26 protein-coding genes and 3 pseudogenes are annotated in these 24,507 nt (G+C 59.5%); 18 read left to right on the top strand and 11 right to left on the bottom strand.

The features are described from left to right. Window positions 1-157 precede the first annotated feature (157 nt). Both QLG10_RS01785 and QLG10_RS01780 read right to left on the bottom strand, forming a co-directional pair. Window positions 158-1,306, bottom strand: coding sequence for a glycerate kinase (locus QLG10_RS01785; protein WP_282485313.1), 1,149 nt, complete (start codon window positions 1,304-1,306; stop codon window positions 158-160). Window positions 1,307-1,525: 219 nt separating this feature from the next. Further along, window positions 1,526-2,647 (bottom strand): sugar diacid recognition domain-containing protein, encoded by a 1,122-nt coding sequence (locus QLG10_RS01780; RefSeq protein ID WP_110747723.1) that lies wholly within the window; start codon window positions 2,645-2,647, stop codon window positions 1,526-1,528. Window positions 2,648-2,814: 167 nt separating this feature from the next. Between QLG10_RS01780 and QLG10_RS01775 the strand changes: the two genes are divergently transcribed. Then, window positions 2,815-3,825 carry an aldo/keto reductase gene (locus QLG10_RS01775; protein ID WP_282485312.1) on the top strand — a complete coding sequence of 337 codons (1,011 nt, stop codon included), beginning with the start codon at window positions 2,815-2,817 and terminating at the stop codon, window positions 3,823-3,825. A gap of 233 nt (window positions 3,826-4,058) precedes the next feature. After that, a complete protein-coding gene (gene rarD / locus QLG10_RS01770; protein ID WP_110747730.1) occupies window positions 4,059-4,940 on the top strand; it encodes an EamA family transporter RarD in 882 nt (293 codons plus the stop codon). Between the two features lie 88 nt (window positions 4,941-5,028). On the opposite strand, the gene hppD is transcribed toward rarD, so the two are convergent. After that, on the bottom strand, window positions 5,029-6,105 hold the full coding sequence (hppD, locus tag QLG10_RS01765; protein WP_110747733.1) for a 4-hydroxyphenylpyruvate dioxygenase: 1,077 nt from the start codon (window positions 6,103-6,105) through the stop codon (window positions 5,029-5,031). A 443-nt stretch (window positions 6,106-6,548) separates the two neighbouring features. Here hppD and QLG10_RS01760 point away from each other — a divergent pair, with 443 nt between their 5' ends. After that, a complete protein-coding gene (locus QLG10_RS01760; RefSeq protein WP_110747736.1) occupies window positions 6,549-8,081 on the top strand; it encodes an EAL domain-containing protein in 1,533 nt (510 codons plus the stop codon). 238 nt (window positions 8,082-8,319) lie between these two features. Then, window positions 8,320-8,682 carry a histone-like nucleoid-structuring protein, MvaT/MvaU family gene (locus tag QLG10_RS01755; protein ID WP_008065377.1) on the top strand — a complete coding sequence of 121 codons (363 nt, stop codon included), beginning with the start codon at window positions 8,320-8,322 and terminating at the stop codon, window positions 8,680-8,682. Window positions 8,683-8,849: 167 nt separating this feature from the next. On the opposite strand, the gene QLG10_RS01750 is transcribed toward QLG10_RS01755, so the two are convergent. Continuing rightward, complete coding sequence (locus QLG10_RS01750; RefSeq protein WP_110747860.1) at window positions 8,850-9,374, bottom strand: DUF4946 domain-containing protein; 525 nt, start codon at window positions 9,372-9,374, stop codon at window positions 8,850-8,852. Between the two features lie 138 nt (window positions 9,375-9,512). Between QLG10_RS01750 and gloA the strand changes: the two genes are divergently transcribed. Beyond that, complete coding sequence (gene gloA, locus QLG10_RS01745) at window positions 9,513-10,034, top strand: lactoylglutathione lyase (RefSeq protein WP_020797214.1); 522 nt, start codon at window positions 9,513-9,515, stop codon at window positions 10,032-10,034. A gap of 97 nt (window positions 10,035-10,131) precedes the next feature. On the opposite strand, the gene ahpF is transcribed toward gloA, so the two are convergent. Next, entirely contained in the window at window positions 10,132-11,694 is a 1,563-nt protein-coding gene (ahpF, locus tag QLG10_RS01740; protein ID WP_282485311.1) for an alkyl hydroperoxide reductase subunit F, read from the bottom strand. 140 nt (window positions 11,695-11,834) lie between these two features. Continuing rightward, window positions 11,835-12,398, bottom strand: a complete 564-nt coding sequence (gene ahpC / locus QLG10_RS01735) for an alkyl hydroperoxide reductase subunit C (RefSeq protein WP_110747742.1) — start codon at window positions 12,396-12,398, stop codon at window positions 11,835-11,837. 207 nt (window positions 12,399-12,605) lie between these two features. Between ahpC and QLG10_RS01730 the strand changes: the two genes are divergently transcribed. After that, on the top strand, window positions 12,606-13,619 hold the full coding sequence (locus tag QLG10_RS01730) for a DNA-binding protein (RefSeq protein WP_282485310.1): 1,014 nt from the start codon (window positions 12,606-12,608) through the stop codon (window positions 13,617-13,619). Here QLG10_RS01730 and gorA read toward each other — a convergent pair. Together gorA and galU are read right to left on the bottom strand one after the other, a co-directional pair. Next, window positions 13,616-14,974 (bottom strand): glutathione-disulfide reductase, encoded by a 1,359-nt coding sequence (gene gorA, locus QLG10_RS01725; protein ID WP_188264528.1) that lies wholly within the window; start codon window positions 14,972-14,974, stop codon window positions 13,616-13,618. The two genes, QLG10_RS01730 and gorA, sit on opposite strands and share 4 nt — an antisense overlap. 349 nt (window positions 14,975-15,323) lie before the next feature. After that, the gene (galU, locus tag QLG10_RS01720) at window positions 15,324-16,163 is read right to left on the bottom strand and encodes a UTP--glucose-1-phosphate uridylyltransferase GalU (protein ID WP_008065368.1); all 840 of its coding nucleotides are present in this window, start codon (window positions 16,161-16,163) and stop codon (window positions 15,324-15,326) included. Window positions 16,164-16,455: 292 nt separating this feature from the next. Here galU and QLG10_RS01715 point away from each other — a divergent pair, with 292 nt between their 5' ends. After that, window positions 16,456-16,644, top strand: coding sequence for a hypothetical protein (locus QLG10_RS01715; protein WP_282485309.1), 189 nt, complete (start codon window positions 16,456-16,458; stop codon window positions 16,642-16,644). A 128-nt stretch (window positions 16,645-16,772) separates the two neighbouring features. After that, complete coding sequence (locus QLG10_RS01710) at window positions 16,773-17,054, top strand: lipoprotein (protein ID WP_033040807.1); 282 nt, start codon at window positions 16,773-16,775, stop codon at window positions 17,052-17,054. An 11-nt stretch (window positions 17,055-17,065) separates the two neighbouring features. On the opposite strand, the gene QLG10_RS01705 is transcribed toward QLG10_RS01710, so the two are convergent. Together QLG10_RS01705 and QLG10_RS01700 are read right to left on the bottom strand one after the other, a co-directional pair. After that, entirely contained in the window at window positions 17,066-17,296 is a 231-nt protein-coding gene (locus QLG10_RS01705; RefSeq protein ID WP_110747777.1) for a hypothetical protein, read from the bottom strand. 72 nt (window positions 17,297-17,368) lie between these two features. Continuing rightward, entirely contained in the window at window positions 17,369-17,725 is a 357-nt protein-coding gene (locus tag QLG10_RS01700; protein ID WP_110747863.1) for a hypothetical protein, read from the bottom strand. A 211-nt stretch (window positions 17,726-17,936) separates the two neighbouring features. Here QLG10_RS01700 and QLG10_RS01695 point away from each other — a divergent pair, with 211 nt between their 5' ends. The 7 genes and pseudogenes from QLG10_RS01695 to QLG10_RS01665 all read left to right on the top strand — a co-directional run. Further along, window positions 17,937-18,239 carry a DUF1883 domain-containing protein gene (locus tag QLG10_RS01695; RefSeq protein WP_110747780.1) on the top strand — a complete coding sequence of 101 codons (303 nt, stop codon included), beginning with the start codon at window positions 17,937-17,939 and terminating at the stop codon, window positions 18,237-18,239. Between the two features lie 35 nt (window positions 18,240-18,274). Then, entirely contained in the window at window positions 18,275-18,445 is a 171-nt protein-coding gene (locus tag QLG10_RS01690) for a hypothetical protein (RefSeq protein ID WP_093935766.1), read from the top strand. A 20-nt stretch (window positions 18,446-18,465) separates the two neighbouring features. After that, window positions 18,466-18,570 (top strand): annotated as a pseudogene (locus QLG10_RS01685) (2OG-Fe(II) oxygenase); the annotation flags it as partial. 116 nt (window positions 18,571-18,686) lie between these two features. Further along, window positions 18,687-18,773 (top strand): annotated as a pseudogene (locus QLG10_RS01680) (2OG-Fe(II) oxygenase); the annotation flags it as partial. 5 nt (window positions 18,774-18,778) lie between these two features. Continuing rightward, window positions 18,779-19,444, top strand: a complete 666-nt coding sequence (gene alkB / locus QLG10_RS01675; RefSeq protein WP_282485453.1) for a DNA oxidative demethylase AlkB — start codon at window positions 18,779-18,781, stop codon at window positions 19,442-19,444. Between the two features lie 87 nt (window positions 19,445-19,531). After that, window positions 19,532-20,599 (top strand): bifunctional DNA-binding transcriptional regulator/O6-methylguanine-DNA methyltransferase Ada, encoded by a 1,068-nt coding sequence (gene ada, locus QLG10_RS01670; RefSeq protein WP_282485308.1) that lies wholly within the window; start codon window positions 19,532-19,534, stop codon window positions 20,597-20,599. Window positions 20,600-20,630: 31 nt separating this feature from the next. Further along, window positions 20,631-20,711, top strand: a pseudogene (locus QLG10_RS01665) (outer membrane lipoprotein carrier protein LolA); the annotation flags it as partial. 2 nt (window positions 20,712-20,713) lie between these two features. Here the strand turns inward: QLG10_RS01665 and QLG10_RS01660 are convergent. Continuing rightward, the gene (locus tag QLG10_RS01660) at window positions 20,714-21,697 is read right to left on the bottom strand and encodes an MDR family oxidoreductase (protein WP_282485307.1); all 984 of its coding nucleotides are present in this window, start codon (window positions 21,695-21,697) and stop codon (window positions 20,714-20,716) included. A gap of 174 nt (window positions 21,698-21,871) precedes the next feature. Here QLG10_RS01660 and QLG10_RS01655 point away from each other — a divergent pair, with 174 nt between their 5' ends. From QLG10_RS01655 to modB, 3 genes are all read left to right on the top strand, one after another. Beyond that, complete coding sequence (locus tag QLG10_RS01655) at window positions 21,872-22,936, top strand: nitronate monooxygenase family protein (protein ID WP_282485306.1); 1,065 nt, start codon at window positions 21,872-21,874, stop codon at window positions 22,934-22,936. 121 nt (window positions 22,937-23,057) lie between these two features. After that, complete coding sequence (gene modA, locus QLG10_RS01650; protein WP_223194143.1) at window positions 23,058-23,825, top strand: molybdate ABC transporter substrate-binding protein; 768 nt, start codon at window positions 23,058-23,060, stop codon at window positions 23,823-23,825. After that, entirely contained in the window at window positions 23,826-24,506 is a 681-nt protein-coding gene (gene modB / locus QLG10_RS01645) for a molybdate ABC transporter permease subunit (RefSeq protein WP_179057188.1), read from the top strand. Window position 24,507 lies beyond the last annotated feature (1 nt).

Raw genomic sequence — 24,507 nt, 5'->3', positions numbered from 1 at the left:
GTCCAACCCATGGCTCAACACTGCAGAGCACCCTGTCGTTCTGCCCGGTCAAAAGACCTGGGCAGATTAAGCGCCGGTTTCTCAAAACGTGATACTGTCAAAGTTGACAGGTGTTGCGCATTTTTTGGGATGGGGAGACACCTCTAGGCGGAGTCGGTCAGGACGATAAAGACGTCGTTGCCGTCCGCCAAACCCGCGCCACATCACCCGCCCGCTCACGCAACAGACGCGGCGCTTCGCTGCACGCCTGCGCCAATGTCATCGGTCCGCTCGTCAGGGCAAACGCGGCGTCGATCCCATGGGCATACAAGGCTTGATAGCCCTCGCCCAACGTGCCGGCAATGACGATGACCGGAACACCGCGATCACGAGCAATGCGCGCCACGCCAAAGGGCGTCTTGCCGCGCAATGTCTGTGCATCGAAGCGGCCTTCGCCAGTGATCACCAGATCAGCACCGGCAACCGCATCGGCCAGCCCCACCAGCTCGGCGACCACTTCCACCCCGGCTTTGAACTGCGCCCCCAGGAACGCCTTGGCGGCAAACCCCAGGCCGCCTGCTGCGCCGCTGCCAGGCTCATCGCGCACGTCTTTGTTCAAGGCGCTTGCGCAGTGATCGGCAAAGTGCCCAAGGGCAAGATCCAGTTGTTTGACCTGCGCAGGCGTCGCGCCTTTTTGCGGGCCGAAAATGGCCGACGCGCCGTGAGCCCCGCACAATGGATTGTTCACGTCGGCGGCGATGTCGAAGCGCACCTCGGCCAGGCGAGGGTCGATATCGCTCATATCGATGCGGGCCAGCCGTGCCAGTGCCAAGCCGCCCGGAGCGAGGATTTGCCCCTGCGTGTCCAGCAACTTCACACCCAAGGCTTGCATCGCCCCTGCGCCGGCGTCATTGGTCGCGCTGCCGCCGATGGCCAGAATGATGCGCTGGGCCCCGGCATCGAGGGCAGCGCGAATCAATTCACCGGTGCCGAAAGTGCTGCTGATGCAGGCATCGCGGCGATCGACCGGAACCAGCTGCAAACCACTGGCTTCGGCCATTTCGATGATCGCCGTGTGGCTGTGGGGCAACCAGCCCCAGGCAGCATCGACGGCTACGCCGAGCGGCCCGCGAACCGTCGTGCGACGCAGCTCGCCAGCACACGCGGCAAGCACCGACTCGACCGTCCCTTCCCCGCCGTCGGCCATCGGGCATTTGATCAATTGCGCATCGGGCCACACCTCTGCCAGACCGAGGGCAATGGCGTCGGCCACGCCTTGAGCGCTGAGGCTGTCCTTGAACGAGTCGGGGGCGATGACGATTTTCATGGGGATTCTCCAGTTCCAATGCTATCCATGCTGCCAGCCGGCATGAACAATAACGCCGGGCCGCTGCACAACGGGCATCGAGGATTATTGTTCATTCCCACAAATCTTATACTTTCCATGTAGGAGCTGCCGCAGGCTGCGATCTTTTGATCTTGACCTTGAAAAGCAAAGTCAAAAGATCGCAGCCTGCGGCAGCTCCTACAGGGGGGCGGGTCTTGGTCAGGGAGTTGGGGCGGTTTCGCAGAGCAGCTGTACGCCCAGGTAAAGGGCGAGCATGCCGTCCAGGCGCAACGGATCAACGCCACTGAGTTCTGCAATCCGCTCCATCCGGTAACGCAGGCTGTTGCGATGGATGCCCAGCGCATCGGCGCAGGCCTGGCTCTGGCCATCGTGTTCGCACCAACTGCGCAGGGTCGCCAGTAACTGGCCGTTGTTGTCCCTGGCAATGACTTTACGCAACGGGTCGAGCAGCTCGTCCAGTGCATCGTCGTTGCGATGGCGCCACAGCAACACCGGTAGCCGATAGCGGTTAAGCGTCAGCAAACGGGATTGAGGCAACACCTCGCGCCCATAGGCCAGCAAGTCGCCGACCCGACGATAGCCGCGGCACAATCCTGTCAGCCCATCCGCCTGCCCGCCCACGGCCATGCGCAGGATGTTCCAGCCCAGGCCGTCGAGTTTTTCCAGCAATCGCTCGTTGTCGACGGCCTGGTTCGTCGGTCGGCACCACAGCAACGAAGACTTGGCCGAACTCACGCACCAACTGTCCGGGTAACGACTGGTCAGCCAGGCACTGAGCGCTTCGACGGAGTGCCCCGGCCCCTGCTCCTGGCCCAGTTCGAACAGGTAAGGCACCCGCGTCAATTGCGGTTTAAGCCCAAGCTGTTGCGCTTCGTCGATCAAGCGCGGCGAGTGGCCGCCATCACTGAGCAGCAAGGCCAGCAGGTCATCGCAACGCTGGCTGCGCCACTGTTTCTCGGCCTGTTGGTTGCGCTGGCCCACCAGCATCTCGGCGGTCATGCGCACAAGCTGCGCGTAAGTGCGCAATTGTTCGGGATCGCCGGTGATGCCCAGCACGCCGATCAAGCGCTGGTCGAGCATCAACGGCAGGTTGATGCCCGGCTGCACGCCCTTGAGGTGGATCGCGGTCTGTGCGTCGATCTCCACCACGCGGCTGTTGGCCAACACCAGTTGCGCGCCTTCATGCCGGGTGTTGACCCGCTCCGGCTCGCCACTGCCGAGGATCAGGCCCTGGCTGTCCATGACGTTGACGTTGTAAGGCAGGATGGCCATTGCCCGGTCGACGATGTCCTGGGCCAGGTCGTGATCGAGTTCGAACATAACGGGGTTCCTTGAAACGGGGTGGTCGAGACTCACAGGTCGATCAACGTTACCCTTTGCATCGCCAGAAATCATGATAAAGCGAACTTGCCTGTCACAGAGCTTTTGCCCCGCTGTGCCATTGTGGTATTTGATTGAGCCTTTCCCACCGGCAAAAGGATTTCCTCATGAGCTACCGCACGCTGGGTCACTCGGGCCTGCAGGTGTCGACCCTGACCCTGGGCACCATGATGTTTGGCGAGCAGACCAACACCGAAGATTCCCTGCGGATCATCGACAAGGCCTGGGACCAGGGCATCAATTTCATCGACACCGCCGACGTCTACACCAATGGCCGTTCTGAAGAAATCGTCGGCGAAGCGATTGCCGGTAACCGCCACGAATGGGTACTGGCGACCAAGGTCGGTTTTGGCCCGGTGGACGGTGTGCCGAACCGCAGCGGCCTGAGCCGCAAGCACATCTTCAACGGTATCGATGCCAGCCTTACGCGCCTGGGCACTGACTATATCGATATTTATTACCTGCACCGCGAAGACCACAACACGCCGCTTGAGGTCACGGTGTCGGCCATTGGCGACCTGATTCGCCAAGGCAAGATCCGCTATTGGGGCCTGTCGAATTACCGGGGCTGGCGTATCGCCGAGGTGATTCGCGTGGCCGACAAGCTCGGTGTCGACCGGCCGGTGATCAGCCAGCCACTGTACAACATCGTCAACCGCCAGGCCGAAACCGAGCAGATCACTGCCGCGCAGAATTATTGCCTGGGTGTGGTGCCCTACAGTCCGTTGGCCCGCGGCGTGCTCAGCGGCAAGTACGCGCCGGACGTCAAGCCGGATGCCAACAGCCGCGCGGGACGTGCCGACAAACGCATTCTGGAAACCGAATGGCGTGTCGAGTCCTTGCGCATCGCCCAGCAGATCCAGCGATACACCCAGGAACGCGGCGTGGGCATCGTCGAGTTCGCCATCGCCTGGGTGCTGAACAACAGCGCCGTGACCTCGGCCATCGTCGGCCCGCGCACCGAAGAACAGTGGGATGCCTACACCAGGGCGCAGGCGGTGAAGATCAGCATTGAGGATGAAGCCTTCATCGATTCGTTGGTTACGCCGGGACATGCATCGACGCCGGGGTTCAATGATGTGAGCCATTTCGTGTCCGGCCGTAAAACGCGTAACTGAATGAACACACCCCTCTGTAGGAGCGAGCATGCTCCGGGCGGCGTTCCGACGATGGTGGTCAACGATAACGCGGGGTGCCTGAATGCCCGCGGTGTCTAGTCGTTCATCGTCGGAACGCCGCCCGGAGCATGCTCGCTCCTACAGGGGATCTTTATTGATCGATTGGACAATATTCGACAGTAAAACCACGTATCCTCCGCACCCCGTTTCACGTTCAACCTCGCGAGGACAGCTTGTCAAAAGGTATCGCTTTATCGGTTTCAGCCTCGGTGCTGTTTGCCGTCATGTATTACTACACTTCACTGCTCAAGCCGTTGAGCGGTGTGGAGATTTTCGGCTGGCGCATGCTGTTGACCGTGCCGTGCATGACCCTGTTCATGCTGGTGTCGGGAGAATGGCGGCGCGTGGCCGACTTGTTGCGTCGGTTCAGCACCCAACCCAGATTGATCGGCATCCTGTTCGTCTCGGCGGCGCTGCTGGGCGTCCAGCTTTGGCTGTTCATGTGGGCACCACTCAACGGCTACAGCCTCGATGTGTCGCTGGGCTACTTCCTGTTGCCGCTGGCCATGGTGCTGACAGGGCGCATCGCCTACGGTGAACGCCTGTCGTACTTGCAAAAGATCGCGGTGTTCTTTGCAAGCTTGGGTGTGGTCAATGAGCTGTACCAGGTCGGCGGCTTCTCCTGGGCGACCTTGGTGGTGGTCGTGGGTTATCCGCTGTATTTCGTGGTGCGCAAATGGCTGAAGACTGACAACCTCGGCGGACTGTGGGTCGACATGACCCTGATGCTGCCGATCGCATTCTGGTTCGTGAGCAGTGGTGAGCAGGGCTTTGGGGTCTTCGAGCAGCACCCGGCATTGACCTGGCTGATTCCCCTGCTGGGCTTGATCAGCGCGTCGGCGCTGGTTGTCTACATCATCGCCAGTCGCTTGCTGCCGTTCAGCCTGTTCGGGTTGTTGAGCTACGTCGAGCCGGTGCTGTTGCTGGGCGTGGCGTTGTTGCTGGGGGAAAGCATCAAGCCCGGTGAATGGCTGACCTATATTCCGATCTGGATGGCGGTACTGGTGCTGGTGTTTGAAGGGTTCAAGCACCTGGTGCGCCATCGCCGCCCTTGAAAGTAAAAGATCGCAGCCTGCGGCAGCTCCTACAGGTGGACCGTGTAGGAGCTGCCGCAGGCTGCGATCTTTTGATCTTTACAACCAATCAGTCAGTGGACAACACACCACGACGAACCTGGTCGCGCTCGATCGATTCGAACAGCGCCTTGAAGTTGCCTTCACCGAAGCCGTCATCACCCTTGCGCTGGATGAATTCGAAGAACACCGGCCCCATCAGGGTTTCCGAGAAGATCTGCAGCAGCAGGCGCTTGTCGCCCGACTCGGACGAACCGTCCAGCAGAATGCCGCGCGCCTGCAACTCGCCTACCGGCTCCCCGTGGTTGGGCAGACGGCCTTCGAGCATTTCGTAGTAGGTGTCCGGCGGCGCGGTCATGAAGCGCATGCCGATGCTTTTCAGGTGATCCCAGGTCTTGATCAGGTCATCGCTGAGGAAGGCCACGTGCTGGATGCCCTCGCCGTTGAACTGCATCAGGAATTCTTCGATCTGCCCGGCGCCCTTGGACGATTCTTCGTTCAGCGGAATGCGGATCATGCCGTCTGGCGCGGTCATGGCCTTGGAGGTCAGGCCGGTGTATTCGCCCTTGATGTCGAAGTAGCGGATTTCGCGGAAGTTGAACAGTTTCTCGTAGAAGTTCGCCCAGTAGGCCATGCGACCGCGGTACACGTTGTGGGTCAGGTGATCGATGATCTTCAGGCCAGCCCCGACCGGGTGACGGTCAACGCCGTCGAGGAACACGAAGTCGATGTCGTAGATCGAGCTGCCTTCACCGAAACGGTCGATCAGGTACAGCGGCGCACCGCCGATGCCCTTGATCGCCGGCAGGTTCAGCTCCATCGGGCCAGTCTCGATGTGGATCGGCTGGGCGCCGAGTTCCAGGGCACGCTTGTAGGCCTTTTGCGAATCCTTGACGCGAAACGCCATGCCGCACACCGATGGACCGTGCTCGGCGGCAAAATACGAGGCGACGCTGTGGGGTTCGTTGTTGAGGATCAGATTGATCGCGCCTTGGCGATACAGGTGCACGTCCTTGGAACGATGGGTCGCGACCTTGGTGAAGCCCATGATCTCGAAGATCGGCTCCAGGGTATTGGGGGTCGGCGATGCAAGTTCGATGAACTCGAAGCCCATCAGGCCCATTGGGTTTTCGTATAAATCTGCCATGGTTGGCGCCTCATCATGCTTTAAGAATTAACCGCTGAAATTAACGAGCGTTAGTTGCTAGCAATGCTGAGAGCGGTGGGTGGCGCACAGGAGATGCCCCGCACGCTGCGGGCGAGGAAATCACCGTAGATCAATTGAAACCCGAATATCTTCATTGTCGACCCAAGGCTCTGAGGGCGAGGCTTCTGCTGCCAGAAGACGATTATTATTGTATGCGTAACCTGATTCTACACAGCGTAAATCAATTTGTCCGCCTTCTGTATCAAATCCCCTTTTCCCCATGGCGCGCAAGGGCTTTGTTACACAAGAAAATCACCCCCGGAATGATCCCTCGGCACAAGTGCCGAGGGCCAACTATCCTGCCTCTTGCTTGAACGCTCGATGGCAGGCATCACTTCCCGCCAGGCGTTGAGAGCCCCACTCCAGCGATACAGGTTTCGCGAATGCCACTGAAAACCAACGCCCACCCCAGAGGCATCAAGCTCGCTGTAACCTTGTTGAGTGGACTGCTGCCGATCCTGCTGGGTTTCGTCATTCTGTACATGCAGGCCGAACGCGTACTCAGGCTCAGCAGCCAGCACACCGCCGAAGAAGCGACGCGCCAATTCGAACTGATGCTCGACAACACCGCCCAGGCGGCGCGAGAGTTGCTGCCGTTGGCTGGCCAGAGTTGCATTGACGTCAACCTGGCGTTGCGCGAGCAGGTGACACGGCGTCCATTCGTGCGCTCGACCAACCTGCTATGGGACGACACTGTCTATTGCAGTTCCCTGTTCGGTGACTATCACGAAAAAATGGCTTCCGGAGATTTTGCCAACGGCCAGTTGTTGCTGATGAAGGGCAACCCGGTGACGCCCGACACCGCGTTGTTGGTTTATCGACTCAGCGACGGTAAACGGGGCGCCATGAGCACGCTGGACGGGTACCACCTGAGTAATCTCCTGCGCCTGATCGGGCACCAGACATTGTTGTTGTTGCAAGTCGGGCCGCACTGGTTGTCCGCAGACGGCAGTTTTCACGAAGGCGATCCACCCGAGTTCCCCGTCGCACAAAACACGTTGGCATCTTCGCGTTATCCCTTCAGCGTAACGGCCGGTTTCCCCGAAGGCGAAGTGTGGCGCTACATGAGCAGTGAATATCCGCCACTGTTCAGTTTGTTGCTGTTCTTCGGCGTGATTGCCGGTTTTATCGGGCACGTCATACAGAAGCGTTCCTCGTCGCCAACCCTTGAGATGCAGCGCGCACTGGACGCGGCGGAGTTCGTTCCGTACTTCCAGCCAGTGGTGCATGCGCTGAGCAAAAAATGCACGGGGGTCGAGGTACTGATGCGCTGGAACCATCCCAAGGAAGGTTTGGTCAGCGCTGATCTGTTCATTCCGTTTGCCGAACACAGCGGGCTGATCGTGCCGATGACGCGCTCGATCATGCAACAAACCGCCAGGCTGTTGGCACCGAAGTCGGCGTCGTTCGATGAGCCGTTCCATGTGGGCATCAATATTACCGCCAATCATTGCCAGGATCTTGCGCTGGTCGAGGATTGCCGGCAATTCCTCGCCGCCTTTGCCCCGGGCTCCATTCACCTGGTGCTGGAATTGACCGAGCGCAAACTGATCGAGCCCTCGGCCATCACCTTTCAACTGTTCGAGCAACTGCATGAGCTTGGCGTGATGATCGCCATCGACGACTTCGGCACCGGCCACTCAAGCCTCGGTTATCTGCGCCAGTTCAACGTGGATTTCCTGAAAATCGACCAGAGCTTCGTCGCCATGATCGGCATCGATACCCTCTCCAGCCACATTCTGGAAAGCATCATCGAGCTGGCGGCCAAGCTCGACCTGGCAATGGTTGCCGAAGGTGTGGAAACCCAGGAGCAAAGTGACTACCTGGCGGCCCACAACGTGAACTACCTGCAAGGTTATCTGTTTGGTCGGCCGATGCCCGCCGCCGAATTCATTAATGCATTAAGTGATGATTAACTAGTGGCCTTTAGCAGCAATTCAACGACACACCGCACTCCTCCATTTGAATCAAGTACAACTCTTGTTACATGAACAAAAAGTCATTATTTACTCTTGACCCATTAACTACTACAATTTTTCATGCCTGCATCAGATTGGCAGGTGAGCCATCTAATCCCCGAGTCGCTTCAAGGCTCTTGGCTTATAGCTTTGTTTGCGGTTGGTATCAGCCAAACACACTATTGGAGTAAAGATATTGTCCAGACTCGCTGAATTTCGTGCAGCTGAAAAGGCCCTTCAAGAGCAGCTCAAGCAGCTTGAATCCCTGAAGAACGATGCCGGGCTCAAGAAAGAAATCGAATTCGAAGAAAAGCTCCAGGGGCTGATGAAAACCTACGGCAAGAGCCTGCGCGACATCATCGCCATCCTCGACCCGAACCCGGCAAAATCCGGTCTGCAACAGGCCGCTCCAAAGACCCGCCGCGCCCGCGTGGTCAAGGTTTATCAGAACCCGCATACCGGCGAGCTGATTGAAACCAAGGGCGGCAACCACCGTGGACTGAAGGCCTGGAAGGAGCAATACGGTGCCGCTACCGTTGACTCCTGGCTGCGCGGCTAAACCCTCGCACTGAAAAACCAAGCCCTGCACCTGCAGGGCTTTTTTTTCATTGATGGCATCTAAAGGCAAGGCTGACCGGCACTTTCCCGGCAACTTTGTGCTTAATCCTTTTGGCTATCTAACGCTGTCGGCACAGACATGAAATCGGTGCCCATTGAAGGCCTCAACTAAAGTTTCAAGCCGTTACGAGCCGCCTCTATTTCATTCTGACTGGCCTTATAAGCTTCGGCCTGCCCGGCGTAGGAAAATACGTAGGCCTTATCGGCATCCACCGCGGCAACCAATGTTTGAGACAGCACATGCCGGCCGTTTTGCGTGATGGTGCAAGTGGTTTCCAGCGCCGGCAAGCGACTCAAGGTGGCCGCGTGAATCCGGTTGCAAACACTTTGATAACCACCCCGGAAAAAGTCTTTCTGCACTGATTTGCGCATCTCCAGCAACACAGCTTCCAGGTTCACCTGGTGACCGGCCTGCACCCGGCTCACGGTCAATTCCATCACCATCAACGGCATGCCTTGCGCATCGTTCTTGACCGCGCGCTGGCGACTGACACCAGAGCCGGCTTCGCCTTGGGCAACGGCTTCGACCTCCCAGCCCGGCGGCCACGTCACGACGGGCTCATCGGCGTGTGCCCGGGCCAACACAGAAAGCACACCACTCAGGATAATCAACGACCTGCACAATCGAATCATTGCCATCAACACTCAGCCAGTTAGCCCTGAAGTTTGATCTTCGGCCGGCGGTCAGGCAATAGCAGACGCTTTGGGTTTGGTGATGTCGCAAGCCATGCGTATCATTGTCGGCAGCCCCATTTAATTTCCGGAGGGCCCATGAGCCTGCAAGATCTGAACACCTTCCCCGGCGTGACCGCACAGCCTGACACCGCCACCCAGAAATTTGTCTTCAACCACACCATGTTGCGGGTCAAGGACATCACCAAGTCCCTGGACTTCTACACGCGCGTTCTCGGCTTCTCGCTGGTGGAGAAACGCGATTTTCCGGAAGCCGAATTCAGCCTGTACTTCCTCGCCCTGGTCGACAAGCGTCAGATTCCGGCCGATGCCGCCGAGCGCACGCAATGGATGAAGTCGATTCCGGGCATTCTGGAACTGACCCATAACCACGGCACCGAGAACGATGCGGACTTCGCCTATCACAACGGCAATACCGACCCGCGCGGATTCGGCCACATCTGCATCTCGGTGCCGGACATCGTGGCTGCGTGCGAACGCTTCGAAGCGCTGGGCTGCGATTTCCAGAAGCGCCTGAACGATGGCCGCATGAAGAGCCTGGCATTTATCAAGGACCCGGATGGGTACTGGGTCGAAATCATCCAGCCAGCCCCACTGTAAAAAATCTGGCTTGATCGTTCCCAAGCTCCGCGTGGTAACGATCAGCAAAAAAAAACCCCATGATCATTCATGGGGTTTTGTGTTTTCAGCGCCCGGTTTACGCCGGGGCCGAGGTGCGAATCAAGTGGTCGAATGCGCTGAGGGAAGCCTTGGCGCCCTCGCCCACCGCGATCACGATCTGCTTGTAGGGCACGGTGGTCACATCGCCTGCCGCAAACACGCCCGGTATCGATGTCTCGCCACGAGCATCGACGATGATCTCGCCACGCGGCGACAGCTCGATGGTGCCCTTGAGCCAATCGGTGTTGGGCAACAGTCCGATCTGCACAAAGATCCCTTCCAGTTCCACGCTGCGCACTTCGTCACTCTGGCGATCCTTGTAGCGCAAGCCGTTGACCTTCTGCCCATCGCCCATCACTTCAGTGGTTTGCGCATGGGTGATCACGGTCACGTTCGGCAGGCTGTGCAACTTGCGCTGCAATACCGCATCGGCACGCAGTTGCACATCGAACTCCAGCAGGGTGACATGGGCCACGATACCGGCCAGGTCGATGGCCGCTTCGACGCCAGAGTTACCGCCGCCGATCACCGCCACACGCTTGCCTTTGAACAACGGGCCATCGCAGTGCGGGCAGTAGGCCACGCCCTTGTTGCGATATTCCTGCTCACCGGGCACGTTCATTTCGCGCCAGCGTGCACCCGTGGCCACAATCACCGTCCTGGCTTTGAGTTTCGCGCCGCTGGCGAAGTGGACTTCGTGCAGCTCGCCGTCTTTGCCCGGCAGCAGTTTGTCGGCGCGCTGCAGGTTCATGATGTCCACGTCGTACTGCTTGACGTGCTCTTCCAGCGCGACCGCCAGTTTCGGCCCTTCGGTTTCCTGCACGGAGATGAAGTTTTCAATGGCCATGGTATCCAGCACCTGGCCACCAAAGCGTTCGGCAGCAACACCGGTGCGAATGCCTTTGCGCGCGGCATAGATGGCCGCTGCAGCACCGGCCGGGCCACCACCCACCACCAGTACGTCAAAGGCTTCCTTGGCGCTGATCTTCTCGGCCTGACGCTCGATGCCGCTGGTGTCGATTTTGCCGAGGATTTCTTCCAGGCCCATGCGGCCCTGGCCGAAGTTCACGCCGTTGAGGTAGATGCTCGGTACCGCCATGATCTGGCGCTCATCGACTTCAGCCTGGAACAGCGCGCCGTCGATGGCGACATGGCGAATATTGGGGTTGAGTACTGCCATCAGGTTCAACGCCTGGACCACGTCCGGGCAGTTCTGGCAGGACAGCGAGAAATACGTCTCGAAGTTGAATTCGCCCTTGAGCGAACGGATCTGTTCGATCACTTCGACACTGGCCTTGGAGGGGTGGCCGCCGACTTGCAGCAAGGCCAGCACCAGGGAGGTGAATTCATGGCCCATGGGGATGCCAGCGAAACGCAGGCTGATATCCGCGCCGGGGCGGTTGATCGAGAACGATGGCTTGCGTGCATCGTCACCGTTATCGAGCAAGGTAATCTGGCTGCAAAGACTGGCAACGTCTTTGAGCAGTGCGAGCATTTCCTGGGATTTCGCACCGTCGTCGAGGGAGGCAACGATCTCGATCGGCTGGGTGACCCGTTCCAGGTACGATTTCAACTGGGCTTTAAGATTGGCGTCCAACATACGGGCGATTTCCATGCTGTTTGGTGAAGAGACGAAGACATAAAAAAACGCCCGAGCGAATCTCGCCCGGGCGTTTTTATTGGGCGGTGCAGCTTGCTTAGAAGGTGCGGAAGTCCGCCCTGATGAAGCGCGTCACAGACTTAGATCTTGCCAACCAGGTCCAGGGACGGCGCCAGAGTGGCCTCGCCTTCTTTCCACTTGGCTGGGCAAACCTGGCCTGGGTGAGCGGCGACGTATTGGGCAGCCTTGATCTTGCGCAGCAACTCGCTGGCGTCACGGCCAACACCGCCGTCGTTCAGTTCAACGATCTTGATCTGGCCTTCAGGGTTGATCACGAAGGTGCCACGGTCAGCCAGGCCTGCTTCTTCGATCAGTACGTCGAAGTTGCGGGAGATGGCGTGGGTCGGGTCGCCGATCATGGTGTACTGGATCTTGCCGATAGCTGGCGAAGTGTTGTGCCAGGCAGCGTGGGCGAAATGGGTGTCGGTGGAAACGCTGTAGATCTCGACGCCCAGCTTCTGGAACGCCTCGTAGTTGTCAGCGAGGTCTTCCAGCTCGGTAGGGCAGACGAAGGTGAAGTCGGCCGGGTAGAAGAACACCACCGACCACTTGCCTTTGAGGTCAGCGTCCGAGACTTTTACGAAGTCGCCATTTTTGAATGCGTCAGCTTTGAACGGTTTAACTTGGCTGTTGATGATAGGCATCGTTGACTCTCCGTCAGGGGTTAAGAAGTTGATGGAGAGAACTTTACCCACTCGACGGACGGTTGGCTCATTGGCAAACCTCATGCCGCTGATTGGCTTTCGCTATTAGCCGACGGTATTGATAGAAGAAAACCGAATTTACGCCCGACAAATGCTAGAATGCTTTTTTCGTGGTACGTACCACACAGCAAAACAGCAGGAGATCTCATGGCCCGTGGCGGCGTGAACAAACAAGTGGTGCAAGCGGCGCGATTGGCGATCCTGGCCCGCGGCGAAAATCCCAGCATCGATGCCGTACGGATCGAAATGGGCAATACCGGCTCGAAAACCACGATCCATCGCTATATGAAGGAGCTCGATGATAGCACCCCGGGCCCTGACGAAGCCCCTTCCGAGCCGATCGACGAAGAGTTGCTGGCGCTGGTAACACGCCTCGCGCAGCGCCTTAAAGAGCAGGCGCAGGAACCCATTGACCAGGCCCGCGAACAGTACGAGCAACAACGCAAGGCGCTGGAAACGCAACTGCAGCAAGCCGAGCAAGCCAATACGCAACTGCAGCAACACTACGAGCTGCAGAGCCTGGCACTGGCCCAGGAATCCGAGGCACTGCAAAGCACGCGCACCCTGCTGCAGGGTGAACAAACGCGCAACGCCGGGCAGACTCAGGCACTGGCTGATTTTGAGCTGCGCCTGCAGGACAAAGACGAGCAGATTCGCTCGCTCGAAGAGAAACACCTGCACAGTCGTGATGCCCTGGAGCACTACCGCAACGCGATCAACGAGCAGCGCGAGCAAGAGCAAAGCCGCCACGAAGGCCAGGTACAGCAACTGCAGATGGAGTTGCGCCAAGCCCAGCAAAGCGCCTTGGTGCGCCAAGACGAAATTACCCAGCTGCACCGCGACAACGAACGCCTGCTGACGGAAAATCGCGGCACGCTGCGCGAGCTGAGCCTGCTGCAAGAGCAGCTCAAGCAAAGCAACACCCGCCAGGATCAACTACTCGACCAGGCCACGCGTGTCGACAGCGAACGCACCCTCCTCCAGGAACGCCTGCGCGTAGCCATGCTGGAAAGCCAGGCGCTCAAGCAGAGCGTCGAGGAACAAGCGCAGCTCAACAAGGCGCTGGAAATCGAACTGCAGAAAGCCCGGGCCGACCTCGAAAAAAGCCTACGCCTGGTCACTGCCAATGCAGCAGCGCCAGACGTCGCCAGGGTCGATTAAGCGCCGACCGGTGTACGCAGGGTGACAAACTCTTCGGCGGCCGTCGGGTGCACACCGATGGTTTCGTCGAAGTGGCGCTTGGTGGCGCCGGCCTTCAAGGCGATAGCCAGGCCCTGGACGATTTCGCCAGCTTCCGGCCCCACCATGTGGCAGCCCAGTACCTTGTCGGTCTGGGCATCCACCACCAGCTTCATCAGCGTGCGCTCCTGGCATTCGGTCAGGGTCAGCTTCATCGGCCGGAAGCGGCTTTCGAAGATCTGCACCTCGTGGCCGGCCTCACGCGCTTCTTCCTCGGTCAGGCCGACCGTGCCGATATTGGGCAGGCTGAACACCGCCGTTGGGATCATCTTGTAGTCCACCGGGCGATACTGTTCAGGCTTGAACAAGCGCCGCGCCACCGCCATGCCTTCAGCCAGCGCCACTGGCGTCAGCTGCACCCGGCCGATCACATCGCCCAGGGCCAGGATCGAAGGCTCGGCCGTCTGGTACAGGTCGTCCACCTCGACGAAGCCTTTGTTGTCGAGCCTCACCGCGGTATTTTCCAGCCCCAGATTGTCCAGCATCGGACGTCGACCGGTGGCATAGAACACGCAATCGGCCTCCAACTGACGGCCATCCTTGAGCGTCACTTTCAAGCTGCCATCGGCTTGCTTGTCGATACGCTCGATGTCGGCATTGAATTGCAGGTCCATGCCGCGCTTGGTCAGCTCTTCCTGCAGATGCTTGCGCACGGAACCGTCAAAGCCCCGCAGGAACAGTTCACCGCGATACAACAACGTGGTCTGCGCACCCAGGCCGTGGAAAATGCCGGCGAATTCGACGGCAATGTAACCACCGCCCACCACCAGCACACGCTTGGGCAGTTCCTTGAGGAAGAACGCCTGGTTGGAACTGATTGCGTGCTCGTGCCCCGGAATCTCCGGAATCTGCGGCCAGCCACCGGTTGCGATCAGAATGTTTTTAGCCGTGTGGCGCTCGCCATTGATCTCGACCGTATGCGGGTCGACGATCTTGGCGTGGCCTTCGTGCAGCGTCACGCCACTGTTGACCAGCAGGTTGCGGTAAATGCCGTTGAGGCGATTGATCTCGCGATCCTTGTTGGCGATCAGCGTCGCCCAGTCGAACTGCGCCTCGTCCAGGCTCCAGCCAAAACCCGAAGCCTGCTCGAAGTCCTCGGCGAAATGCGCGCCGTACACCAGCAGCTTTTTCGGCACGCAGCCGACGTTTACGCAAGTACCGCCCAGGTAGCGACTCTCGGCTACCGCCACTTTCGCGCCGAAGCCGGCCGCAAACCGGGCCGCCCGCACACCGCCAGAACCGGCGCCAATCACATAAAGGTCAAAATCGTAGGCCATTTCTATCTCCTCGGCAGGTGACCAGCATACCTGTGGATAGCCGCGGAGCAAGCATTGCGCTGAAATGCCCGGGCGCCGGACGAACTGTAGGAGCGAGGCTTGCCCGCGAACCAGGCGCTGCGGTGTATCAGTCACACCGCGCTATCGTTCTTCGCCGGCAAGCCTGGCTCCTACAGGCGAATCAGACGCTGCGGTGCATTTTTTGCGACAAGCCTGGCTACAGGAAACCAGGAACTTTTCAGCGCACAAAAACAAACGCCCCGAACAAGTCGGGGCGTTTATTCAGGCCTTCATCAGCGTGATGACAGCTGGTGAAGTTCGCTTTTCAAAACAAGCGACTGGGGCGCTATCAGTACGCCTTGCCCGTCTTGTAGAAGTTCTCGAAGCAGAAGTTGGTCGCGTCGATGTAGCCTTCCGCGCCGCCGCAGTCGAAACGCTTGCCCTTGAACTTGTAGGCCATGACGCAGCCGTTTTGCGCTTGCTTCATCAGGGCGTCGGTGATCTGGATTTCGCCGCCCTTGCCTGGCTCGGTCTGTTCGATCAGGTCGAAGATGTCCGGGGTCAGGATGTAGCGACCGATGATGGCCAGGTTCGATGGCGCATCTTCAGGTTTTGGTTTTTCCACCATGCTGTGCACGCGGTAGATGTCGTCGCGGATCATCTCGCCGGCGATCACGCCGTACTTGTTGGTCTCTTGCGGGTCGACTTCCTGGATGGCCACGATCGAGCAGCGGAACTGCTTGTACAGCTTGACCATCTGGGTCAGTACGCCGTCGCCTTCGAGGTTGACGCATAGGTCGTCTGCCAGCACCACGGCGAAGGGTTCGTCGCCGATCAGCGGACGGCCGGTCAGGATCGCGTGGCCCAGGCCTTTCATTTCGGTCTGGCGGGTGTAGGAGAACGAGCAATTGTCGAGCAGCTTGCGGATGCCGACCAGGTACTTTTCCTTGTCGGTGCCCTTGATCTGGTTTTCCAGCTCGTAGCTGATGTCGAAATGGTCTTCCAGGGCGCGCTTGCCACGACCGGTGACGATGGAAATTTCCGTCAAGCCAGCGTCCAGTGCTTCTTCGACGCCGTACTGGATCAGTGGCTTGTTTACCACCGGCAGCATTTCTTTAGGCATGGCTTTGGTCGCTGGGAGGAAGCGAGTGCCGTAACCGGCTGCTGGAAACAAGCATTTCTTGATCATATAAGTCCTTGAAAGGGCTGTGTGTACGGGTTTCGGCGCAGTCTAATCAGGCGGCGTACACCTTACAATGCCCCGCACTGGCTAACCGATGCCATCATAGAGAAATATTCTCGCCGTTAGTTCCGCAGCGAGCACCGCGAATGGACCGGCAGCCTGTTATTGATAGCAGAGTCCGCCAGGTTTGCACGCCAAGTCAACCCATGGCCAAGTGCACCAACACGCGCCCAGCGGCACCCGAACGGTGCATTTGGCGGTATCATGGCGCCCTTGAACCAGCCAACGAGGCAAATAGATGTCAGAAGCAAAAAGCGTCAACGGGTACTTGATCAACAAGGCCAAAGATGGCCAGTGGTGGGTAGCCGGCGTTGGCGGTGAAAATATTGCCGGACCTTTCCCCTCCGAAGCCATGGCAATCGAAGTGGCATCGGTGTTGCAACTGGAACACTCGGCACCGAAACGACGGGGCAAGGACAAGAATTGATCCAGGCCGACGCCCTGCCCTTGTGCAGGGCTTTTTTGCAAATATCCGCAAGAAGTGGCCTTTGGCTATAACCTTTTGCCTACCGCGCTGTCACAGGCTTTGCCCCTTATCCTGACGACGACAACGACATGACCAAATTTTTGCCGCTGATTGCGGTCCTGGCCCTCAGTGGCTGCGCCACCTCCGAAACCACTTACCTGAACAATGGCGAACAAGGCCTGGCCATTGACTGCTCCGGCGAGGCCAATTCCTGGGCGACCTGCTACGAAAAGGCCGATGCGTCTTGCGCTGGCACCGGCTACCGGATCGTTGGCACTGACGGCTCACCCGCCCCCAAGGAAAGCGACAAGACCCTTGGCGTCGACGTTGGCAACTACAAGAATCGTAGCGTCGTGGTGGTCTGCAAATAGGGCATCGAGCCCTACATGTGGATTTCGGCGAACTTGATCCCCAGGCCGCGTACGGTCTCGACCAGTTCGTCGAGACTGCTGAAGGACTCGACTTCGTCGCTTTCGTCTACCAGGAAAAAACTGCGCCCGGCGCTTTTCTTGAAAAAAACGATCCACTCCCCCGGATTCGCCGGGTTCTGAATCACATGGGTGGCGCAGATTTGGCCCTCTGCATGCCGCTCCCGTACCCGCTCTCGCTTCATGTTCGACTCCAGAAATGACAATGCCGGCAAAGGCATGCTTTGACGGCATTGGTGCTGACGGTCGACAGTCTATCAGCCGGAAATGCACGCCGTGGCGGCATCGCGTACATCGAAGGGACGTATCGGCACATTGGAGATGCGCTCGTGCAGCTTGATGCTGCTGCCACCCGAGCGCTGTTCGATATCAAACACCGCGGCCGGCCCCGAGGTAAGCTTCTGCGGCACGATCACCCGCACCCCGTCTTTCTGCTTCTCGACCTGCAAGGCGCCACGGCTGTCGGCGAGTTTTTCGCTCAGGCACTGGGCGTACTCAAGGGGCTTCTTGCCGGAAATCACATTCATGGTCGGCAGCGTCTGGTTGATGTCCGAGACACTTGCACAACCACCGACTGCCAGAACCCACGGCAAGCCAAACATGCCCCACTTCATATGAAATCTCCAATAAAGACCCTCGGACAGCACAAATAAGGGTTTTCTCCGGGCTTGACTGCTTTTTTCTTCCCCGGCACGCGATATATGCATTTTTATTGTCCAGCCGGGCCCGGAGAGCCGGATAATAACGCCCCGGGGCTGATAAACTGCGCCAATCGACCATGCTATCGTTTTGATTTTGTAGAAAAAGCCCTTCTGGAGGCGCCTCATGAAATTTATCCACCAGCGCGAGCACCTCAACGAAGACGACATCGTCGTCATTCAATGCTCGCAAACGTGCAACATTCGCTTGATGAACGACGCCAACTTCCGCAGCTTCAAGAATGGCGGTCGTCACACCTATCACGGCGGCGCGTTCGACACCTTCCCGGCCCGTATCACGGCGCCGAGCACCGGGTTCTGGAACATCACCATCGATACGGTCAACCGCCGGCCGATCAGTGTGACGCGCAAGCCGACCCTGACACATTCGATCAAGATCATCCGCCGCTCCAACTCGAAACTGAGCTGAGCAGCGCCTTAATACACAGACAGACAGGTATGACCGTGGCCCAGACGACCAAATACGTCATCAAGTACAAACTCAATGGCGAACGCCGCTTCGAATTTGCCCAACTGGAAAACGGCACGGCAGAAGAAGCCAAAGCCGCGCTGGACGCGCTTCATGGCCAGGGCGAAGACGTCATCAGCGACATCAGCGTCAGCAAAGCGCTGTAACATCGTTTGGAGCAACAACATTTCCCGACAGCCACGCCACCTTCCTCGAGCGCTGTCATGCCGCCGGCCAATAGCGTCCGACGCCTTTGTTGCTCCAATACGGGACACAGCATTACAACTGCCTGCCCCCGGTTACAATTAATGAGGCCGGCGAGTCGCCTGTAGGAGCCCGGCTTGCCGGCGAAGGTTTGCTTAAACATTGCGCAGGTCTTCAGGACGCCTTCGCTGGCAAGCCAGCTCCTACAGGGTCACCCTGCGCCACGGCGTCAGTCGCTTGCACAGTGGAAAACGGCATACTCTTGGGATCATCTTTCACGACGCATCATGAGCACCATGAAACCGCCCACCCTGGACTTGTTTGCCGATGTAGAGCCCGAGCAGGAACGCCGACGCGAGCAGATCGGCGAACAGTCCTACGTCCTCAGGGGCTTTGCCCTGCCCTGGCTTGCGCGCTTGTTACCGGCACTGGAGACCGTGCTGGCGGCGGCACCGTTCCGGCACATGGTCACCCCTGGGGGCTTCACCATGTCGGTGGCCCTGAGCAGTTGCGGGACCTGGGGCTGGACCACCGACCGCAGCGGTTATCGCTACACCCGCGAGGATCCCCGGACCGGCCTGCCTTGGCCCCCCATGCCCGAGGTGTTTTTGCAATTGGCGCAGGCGGCGGCACGGGAAGCAGGATTTGCCGATTTCGTGCCGGACTCCTGCCTGATCAATCGCTATGTGCCCGGGGCGAAAATGTCCTTGCATCAGGACAAGGACGAAAAATCCTACGCTGCACCCATCGTTTCAGTATCGCTGGGGTTACCCGCAATGTTTCTGTTCGGCGGCTGCGCGCGCAGCGACAAAAGCCAACGGGTGCCGTTGCTGCATGGCGACATCGTGGTCTGGGGCGGCGTGGATCGCTTGCGTTATCACGGTGTGCTGCCGATCAAGAATGGCCACCACCCACGCCTGGGCGAGCAGCGGATCAACTTCACGTTTCGTACCGCGCGGTGAGACCGTGGAGTTTGACCGCAAGCGCCGGAGTGTGGGCCTACGGGCCGCTGGTTAATCTGCGGCAAACGGGTCAACGGATGTAAAGCCATGACAAGCCAATCGACAACAAGCAGCACCGAAAACGATCCACGCTGGGCCGCGGTGGTCGCCCGCGATCCACAGGCGGACGGGCAGTTTGTCTATGCGGTGAAAACCACCGGGATCTACTGCAACCCCAGTAGCCTCTCGCGCTTGCCGAAACCGCAGAACGTCGAGTTCTTCGACAGCGCCGAACTTGCCCAGGCCGCCGGTTATCGCCCAAGCAAGCGCGCGGCAAAGGATCAAAGCGCGGTCGCCGCGCAACATGCCGCCACCGTGGCCGCCGCGTGTCGCCAGATCGAAACCGCCGAGGCGCTGCCCGCGCTGAACGAGCTGGCGCAAGCGGCAGGACTGAGCAGCTTTCATTTCCATCGGGTGTTCAAGTCCGTTACCGGCCTGACGCCCAAAGGCTACGCCGCGGCCCATCGTTCGCGCCGAATGCGCGAACGGCTGGCGGATGGCCATTCGGTCACCGATGCGCTGTACGACGCCGGCTTCAACTCCAACAGCCGTTTCTATGAAGCGGCGGATCAGGTGCTGGGGATGAAACCCACTGATTACCGTGCCGCGGGGCAAAACAATGACATTCGTTTTGCGGTTGGCCAGTGTTCCCTCGGCGCGATCCTGGTGGCGCAAAGCGCGCGTGGGGTCTGCGCGATTCTCCTCGGCGACGATCCGCAGCAACTGCTTTGCGACCTGCAGGACAAGTTTCGCCGCGCCACACTGATCGGTGCCGATCAGGCCTTCGAACAGTTGATCGCCAGGGTCGTGGGTTTCATAGAAGCCCCGGCCCTGGGGCTGGACTTGCCACTGGATGTGCGCGGCACCGCATTTCAGGAGCGGGTCTGGCAAGCCCTGCGGGACATCCCCTTTGGCAGCACCGCCAGCTACGCCGACATTGCCCAACGCATCGGCAACCCCAAAGCGGTGCGCGCAGTGGCGCAAGCTTGCGGCGCGAACAGCCTGGCAGTCGCGATCCCCTGTCACCGCGTGGTACGCAGCGACGGCAACCTGTCGGGGTATCGCTGGGGCGTGGAGCGCAAGCGGCAATTGCTGGAACGGGAAAAACCCCTGTAGAAGCGAGCAGGCTCCGGGCGGCGTTCCGACGCTGGTCGTCAACGATGACGCTGGTCACCTGACACCCCCCGCCGCTCTCAGGTTTTTCGCGAGCAGGCTCGCTCCTACAGTCGATCAGCGATTCACATCCACCACCACTCGCCCGCGCAGCTGTCCGGCCAGCAAGCGCGGGGCGGCTTCGATCGCTTCGCTCAAAGCGATTTCATGGCTGATCAACGGCAACAAGTTAAAGTCCAGATCCTTGGCCAATCGACTCCAGGCCTCTACACGCCTGGCTTTAGGCTGGGTCACGCTGTTAATCCCGGCCAGCGTCACGCCGCGCAGGATAAAGGGCGCGACGGAAGCCGGAAAGTCCATGCCCTGGGCCAGCCCACAAGCGGCGACGGTGCCTTCGGAGCGGGTACTGGCACAGGCGTTGGCCAAGGTGTGACTACCCACCGAGTCGATGACCGCTGCCCAACGTTCCTTGGCCAGCGGCTTGCCGGGCTCGGATAAGGTGGCGCGATCGATGATTTCACTGGCGCCCAGTTGCTTGAGGTATTCGTGTTCCGACAGGCGACCCGTGGAAGCGACGACCCGATAGCCTAGCTTGCTCAGCAATGCGATAGCGAAACTGCCCACGCCGCCGTTGGCCCCGGTGACCAGAACCTCGCCTTGGTCGGGCGTCACACCGTTGCGCTCCAGCGCCATGATGCACAGCATCGCCGTGTAGCCTGCCGTGCCGATGGCCATGGCCTGGGCTTCAGTGAAGGCCTCGGGCAACGCAATCAGCCATTCGCCCTTGAGACGCGCCTTTTGCGCCAGGCCACCCCAATGCCCTTCGCCCACGCCCCAGCCATTGAGCAGGACTTTGTCACCCGCCTTGTAGTCCGGATGCGTGCTGACCTCGACAGTCCCCGCCAGGTCGATCCCCGGCACCATCGGGAATTTGCGCACCACCGGGCTGCTGCCGGTGATCGCCAGGCCATCCTTGAAATTCAGCGTGCTGTACGCCACACGCACCGTCACATCGCCCTCGGGCAGCTGGTCATCATCGATCTGTTGCAGTGTGGCCCGGTAACCGCTTTCGTCTTTGTCGATCAAAATACCTTGGAACATTGCTGCCTCCTGGTGAGATCACCTGTTGTGGTGTGATTTAAATACCATTTCGCAAAATATTACCCTATTGGACTTTAAGCCAATTCGCCTGTGGCAAACATGACTGGCATAACCGCAGGCATTGCTGTTAAAAATCGAGCCCTGCCCGGTCCCAACGTCGGAGTACAAACTGAAATGAGTCAATGGCCAGATACGCGCATTCTTGACCTGCTCGGAATCGAGCTCCCGATTATCCAGGCCCCCATGGCCGGCGCCACCACCGCTGCCATGGTCATTGCGGCAAGCAACGCCGGCGGCCTCGGCTCGATGCCTGCCGCCATGCTGAGCGTCGAGCAATTGCGTGACGAGCTCAAGGGCATTCGCCAACAGTGCCAGCGCCCGATCAACGTCAACTTCTTCTGCCATCAGCCGCCGGCGGTCGACGAGCAACGCGCCCAGGACTGGAAAAACCTGCTGCAGCCCTATTACCGCGAACTGGGTGTCGATTTCGATGCACCGACACCGGTGTCCAATCGCGCGCCGTTCGACCAGGCCGCCTGCGAAGTGGTCGAACAATTGCGCCCCGAAGTCGTGAGTTTCCACTTTGGCCTGCCGGAAAAATCCCTGCTGGATCGGGTCAAGGCCACCGGGGCAAAGGTACTGTCCTCGGCCACCACCGTCGAAGAGGCCATTTGGCTCGAGCAGCAGGGTTGCGACGCGATCATCGCCATGGGTCTTGAAGCGGGTGGGCACCGGGGCATGTTTCTCAGTGATGACCTGAGCAGCCAGGTCGGCACCTTCGCCCTGGTGCCCCAAGTGGTCGATGCCGTGAACGTACCGGTGATTGCCGCTGGCGGCATTGCCGATGCTCGGGGTGTGGCGGCGGCGTTCATGCTGGGGGCTTCGGCGGTGCAAGTGGGCACGGCGTACCTCTTCACGCCAGAGGCCAAGGTCAGTGCCGCGCATCACCAGGCCTTGCGGACCGCCAGGGAAAGCGAGACCGCGGTCACCAACATTTTCACCGGTCGCCCGGCACGGGGGATACTCAATCGGGTAATGCGCGAGCTCGGGCCGATGAGCGACCATGCGCCGCGTTTTCCCCTCGCAGGCGGTGCATTGCTGCCGTTGCGTGCCAAAGGCGAGGCAGACTTCAGCAACCTCTGGGCCGGACAGGCATTCACCCTGGGGGTTGAGTCGGGCACCGCCGAATTGACCCGACGCCTGGCCGAGGAAGGGTTGGCGAAGTTGCTCCGGCGCTGACCGTGGTGGCGGGGAACACGGTTAGCGCTGCAACACATTCCGTTTACCGGCATTTCGCTATATATTCCGATATATAGCGATTCACCCATCTTGCAGCACTTGCCTGTGACGGAGCCGTTTCATGACCATTCGTGCCTCACGTTTTGCCCCCACTTGCCTGGCGAGCCTGCTCGCCGTGTTCGCCTTCGGCTCTGCCCAGGCAGACGAGGTCCAGGTCGCTGTCGCTGCCAACTTCACCGCGCCGATCCAGGCCATCGCCGCTGACTTCGAGAAGGACACCGGGCACAAACTGGTCACGGCCTTCGGTGCAACCGGGCAGTTCTATACCCAGATCAAGAATGGCGCGCCGTTCGAGGTGTTCCTCTCGGCAGACGACACCACCGCGCAAAAACTTGAAGCCGAAGGCGACACCGTCAAGGGCTCGCGCTTCACCTACGCCATCGGCACGCTGGCCCTGTGGTCGGCCAAGGCAGGCTACGTCGATGCCAAGGGCAACGTCCTGGGCGATAACACCTATCAGCATCTGTCCATCGCCAACCCGAAAGCCGCGCCTTACGGCCTTGCAGCGACCCAGGTGCTGGCCAAAAAAGGCCTGGCCGACAAGGTCAAGGACAAGCTCGTCGAAGGACAGAACATCACCCAGGCCTACCAGTTCGTGTCCACCGGCAATGCCGAACTCGGCTTCGTTGCCTTGTCGCAGATCTACAAGGACGGCAAGATCACCAGCGGCTCGGCGTGGATCGTCCCGGCCGACCTGCATGACCCGATCAAGCAAGACGCGGTCATCCTCAACAAGGGCAAGGATAATCCAGCCGCCAAGGCACTGGTCGAGTACCTCAAGGGGCCAAAAGCCGCTGCCATCATCAAGTCCTACGGTTACCAGATCTAAATGTCGCTATCGAGTGCCGATTTTTCCGCCATCTGGCTGACCCTGAAACTGGCGTCCCTGACGACCGTCATTCTTTTGCTGGTCGGTACTCCACTGGCGTTATGGCTCTCGCGCACCCAATCCTGGCTGCGCGGCCCGGTCGGGGCGATCGTCGCCCTGCCCCTGGTGCTGCCGCCCACGGTGATCGGTTTCTATCTGTTGCTGGCGCTCGGCCCCCACGGGTTTGTCGGCCAGTTAACCCAATCCCTTGGACTTGGCACCCTCACCTTCAGTTTTGCAGGGTTGGTGATCGGGTCGGTGCTGTATTCGATGCCGTTCGTGGTCCAGCCGCTGCAAAACGCTTTTTCCGCCATTGGCACCCGTCCGCTGGAAGTGGCCGCCACCCTGCGCGCCGGTCCCTGGGACACATTTTTCAGCGTCACCCTGCCCCTGGCCAGGCCCGGTTTCTTCACCGCGGCCATCCTCGGCTTTGCCCACACCGTCGGGGAATTCGGCGTGGTGCTGATGATCGGCGGCAACATCCCCGACAAGACCCGAGTGGTCTCGGTGCAGATCTACGATCACGTCGAAGCCATGGAATATGCCCAGGCCCATTGGCTGGCCGGGGTCATGCTGGTGTTCTCATTTGCAGTGTTGCTGGCGCTGTACTCCAGCCGTAAAACCAAAACAGGCTGGAGCTGAT

This window comes from Pseudomonas sp. V98_8 (assembly GCF_029967975.1).
Lineage (GTDB): Bacteria > Pseudomonadota > Gammaproteobacteria > Pseudomonadales > Pseudomonadaceae > Aquipseudomonas > Aquipseudomonas umsongensis.
Note: the sequence above shows the minus strand (reverse complement) of the source record. Positions and strands in the feature narration are given on the sequence as shown.

What these genes read in the sequence shown, in the direction of transcription:
- QLG10_RS01785 (WP_282485313.1), bottom strand. Translation starts at nt 1,306, where the DNA reads ATGAAAATCGTCATCGCCCCCGACTCGTTCAAGGACAGCCTCAGCGCT.
- QLG10_RS01780 (WP_110747723.1), bottom strand. Translation starts at nt 2,647, where the DNA reads ATGTTCGAACTCGATCACGACCTGGCCCAGGACATCGTCGACCGGGCA.
- QLG10_RS01775 (WP_282485312.1), top strand. Translation starts at nt 2,815, where the DNA reads ATGAGCTACCGCACGCTGGGTCACTCGGGCCTGCAGGTGTCGACCCTG.
- hppD (WP_110747733.1), bottom strand. Translation starts at nt 6,105, where the DNA reads ATGGCAGATTTATACGAAAACCCAATGGGCCTGATGGGCTTCGAGTTC.
- QLG10_RS01760 (WP_110747736.1), top strand. Translation starts at nt 6,549, where the DNA reads ATGCCACTGAAAACCAACGCCCACCCCAGAGGCATCAAGCTCGCTGTA.
- QLG10_RS01750 (WP_110747860.1), bottom strand. Translation starts at nt 9,374, where the DNA reads ATGATTCGATTGTGCAGGTCGTTGATTATCCTGAGTGGTGTGCTTTCT.
- gloA (WP_020797214.1), top strand. Translation starts at nt 9,513, where the DNA reads ATGAGCCTGCAAGATCTGAACACCTTCCCCGGCGTGACCGCACAGCCT.
- ahpF (WP_282485311.1), bottom strand. Translation starts at nt 11,694, where the DNA reads ATGTTGGACGCCAATCTTAAAGCCCAGTTGAAATCGTACCTGGAACGG.
- ahpC (WP_110747742.1), bottom strand. Translation starts at nt 12,398, where the DNA reads ATGCCTATCATCAACAGCCAAGTTAAACCGTTCAAAGCTGACGCATTC.
- QLG10_RS01730 (WP_282485310.1), top strand. Translation starts at nt 12,606, where the DNA reads ATGGCCCGTGGCGGCGTGAACAAACAAGTGGTGCAAGCGGCGCGATTG.
- gorA (WP_188264528.1), bottom strand. Translation starts at nt 14,974, where the DNA reads ATGGCCTACGATTTTGACCTTTATGTGATTGGCGCCGGTTCTGGCGGT.
- galU (WP_008065368.1), bottom strand. Translation starts at nt 16,163, where the DNA reads ATGATCAAGAAATGCTTGTTTCCAGCAGCCGGTTACGGCACTCGCTTC.
- QLG10_RS01715 (WP_282485309.1), top strand. Translation starts at nt 16,456, where the DNA reads ATGTCAGAAGCAAAAAGCGTCAACGGGTACTTGATCAACAAGGCCAAA.
- QLG10_RS01710 (WP_033040807.1), top strand. Translation starts at nt 16,773, where the DNA reads ATGACCAAATTTTTGCCGCTGATTGCGGTCCTGGCCCTCAGTGGCTGC.
- QLG10_RS01705 (WP_110747777.1), bottom strand. Translation starts at nt 17,296, where the DNA reads ATGAAGCGAGAGCGGGTACGGGAGCGGCATGCAGAGGGCCAAATCTGC.
- QLG10_RS01700 (WP_110747863.1), bottom strand. Translation starts at nt 17,725, where the DNA reads ATGAAGTGGGGCATGTTTGGCTTGCCGTGGGTTCTGGCAGTCGGTGGT.
- QLG10_RS01695 (WP_110747780.1), top strand. Translation starts at nt 17,937, where the DNA reads ATGAAATTTATCCACCAGCGCGAGCACCTCAACGAAGACGACATCGTC.
- alkB (WP_282485453.1), top strand. Translation starts at nt 18,779, where the DNA reads ATGAAACCGCCCACCCTGGACTTGTTTGCCGATGTAGAGCCCGAGCAG.
- ada (WP_282485308.1), top strand. Translation starts at nt 19,532, where the DNA reads ATGACAAGCCAATCGACAACAAGCAGCACCGAAAACGATCCACGCTGG.
- QLG10_RS01660 (WP_282485307.1), bottom strand. Translation starts at nt 21,697, where the DNA reads ATGTTCCAAGGTATTTTGATCGACAAAGACGAAAGCGGTTACCGGGCC.
- QLG10_RS01655 (WP_282485306.1), top strand. Translation starts at nt 21,872, where the DNA reads ATGAGTCAATGGCCAGATACGCGCATTCTTGACCTGCTCGGAATCGAG.
- modA (WP_223194143.1), top strand. Translation starts at nt 23,058, where the DNA reads ATGACCATTCGTGCCTCACGTTTTGCCCCCACTTGCCTGGCGAGCCTG.
- modB (WP_179057188.1), top strand. Translation starts at nt 23,826, where the DNA reads ATGTCGCTATCGAGTGCCGATTTTTCCGCCATCTGGCTGACCCTGAAA.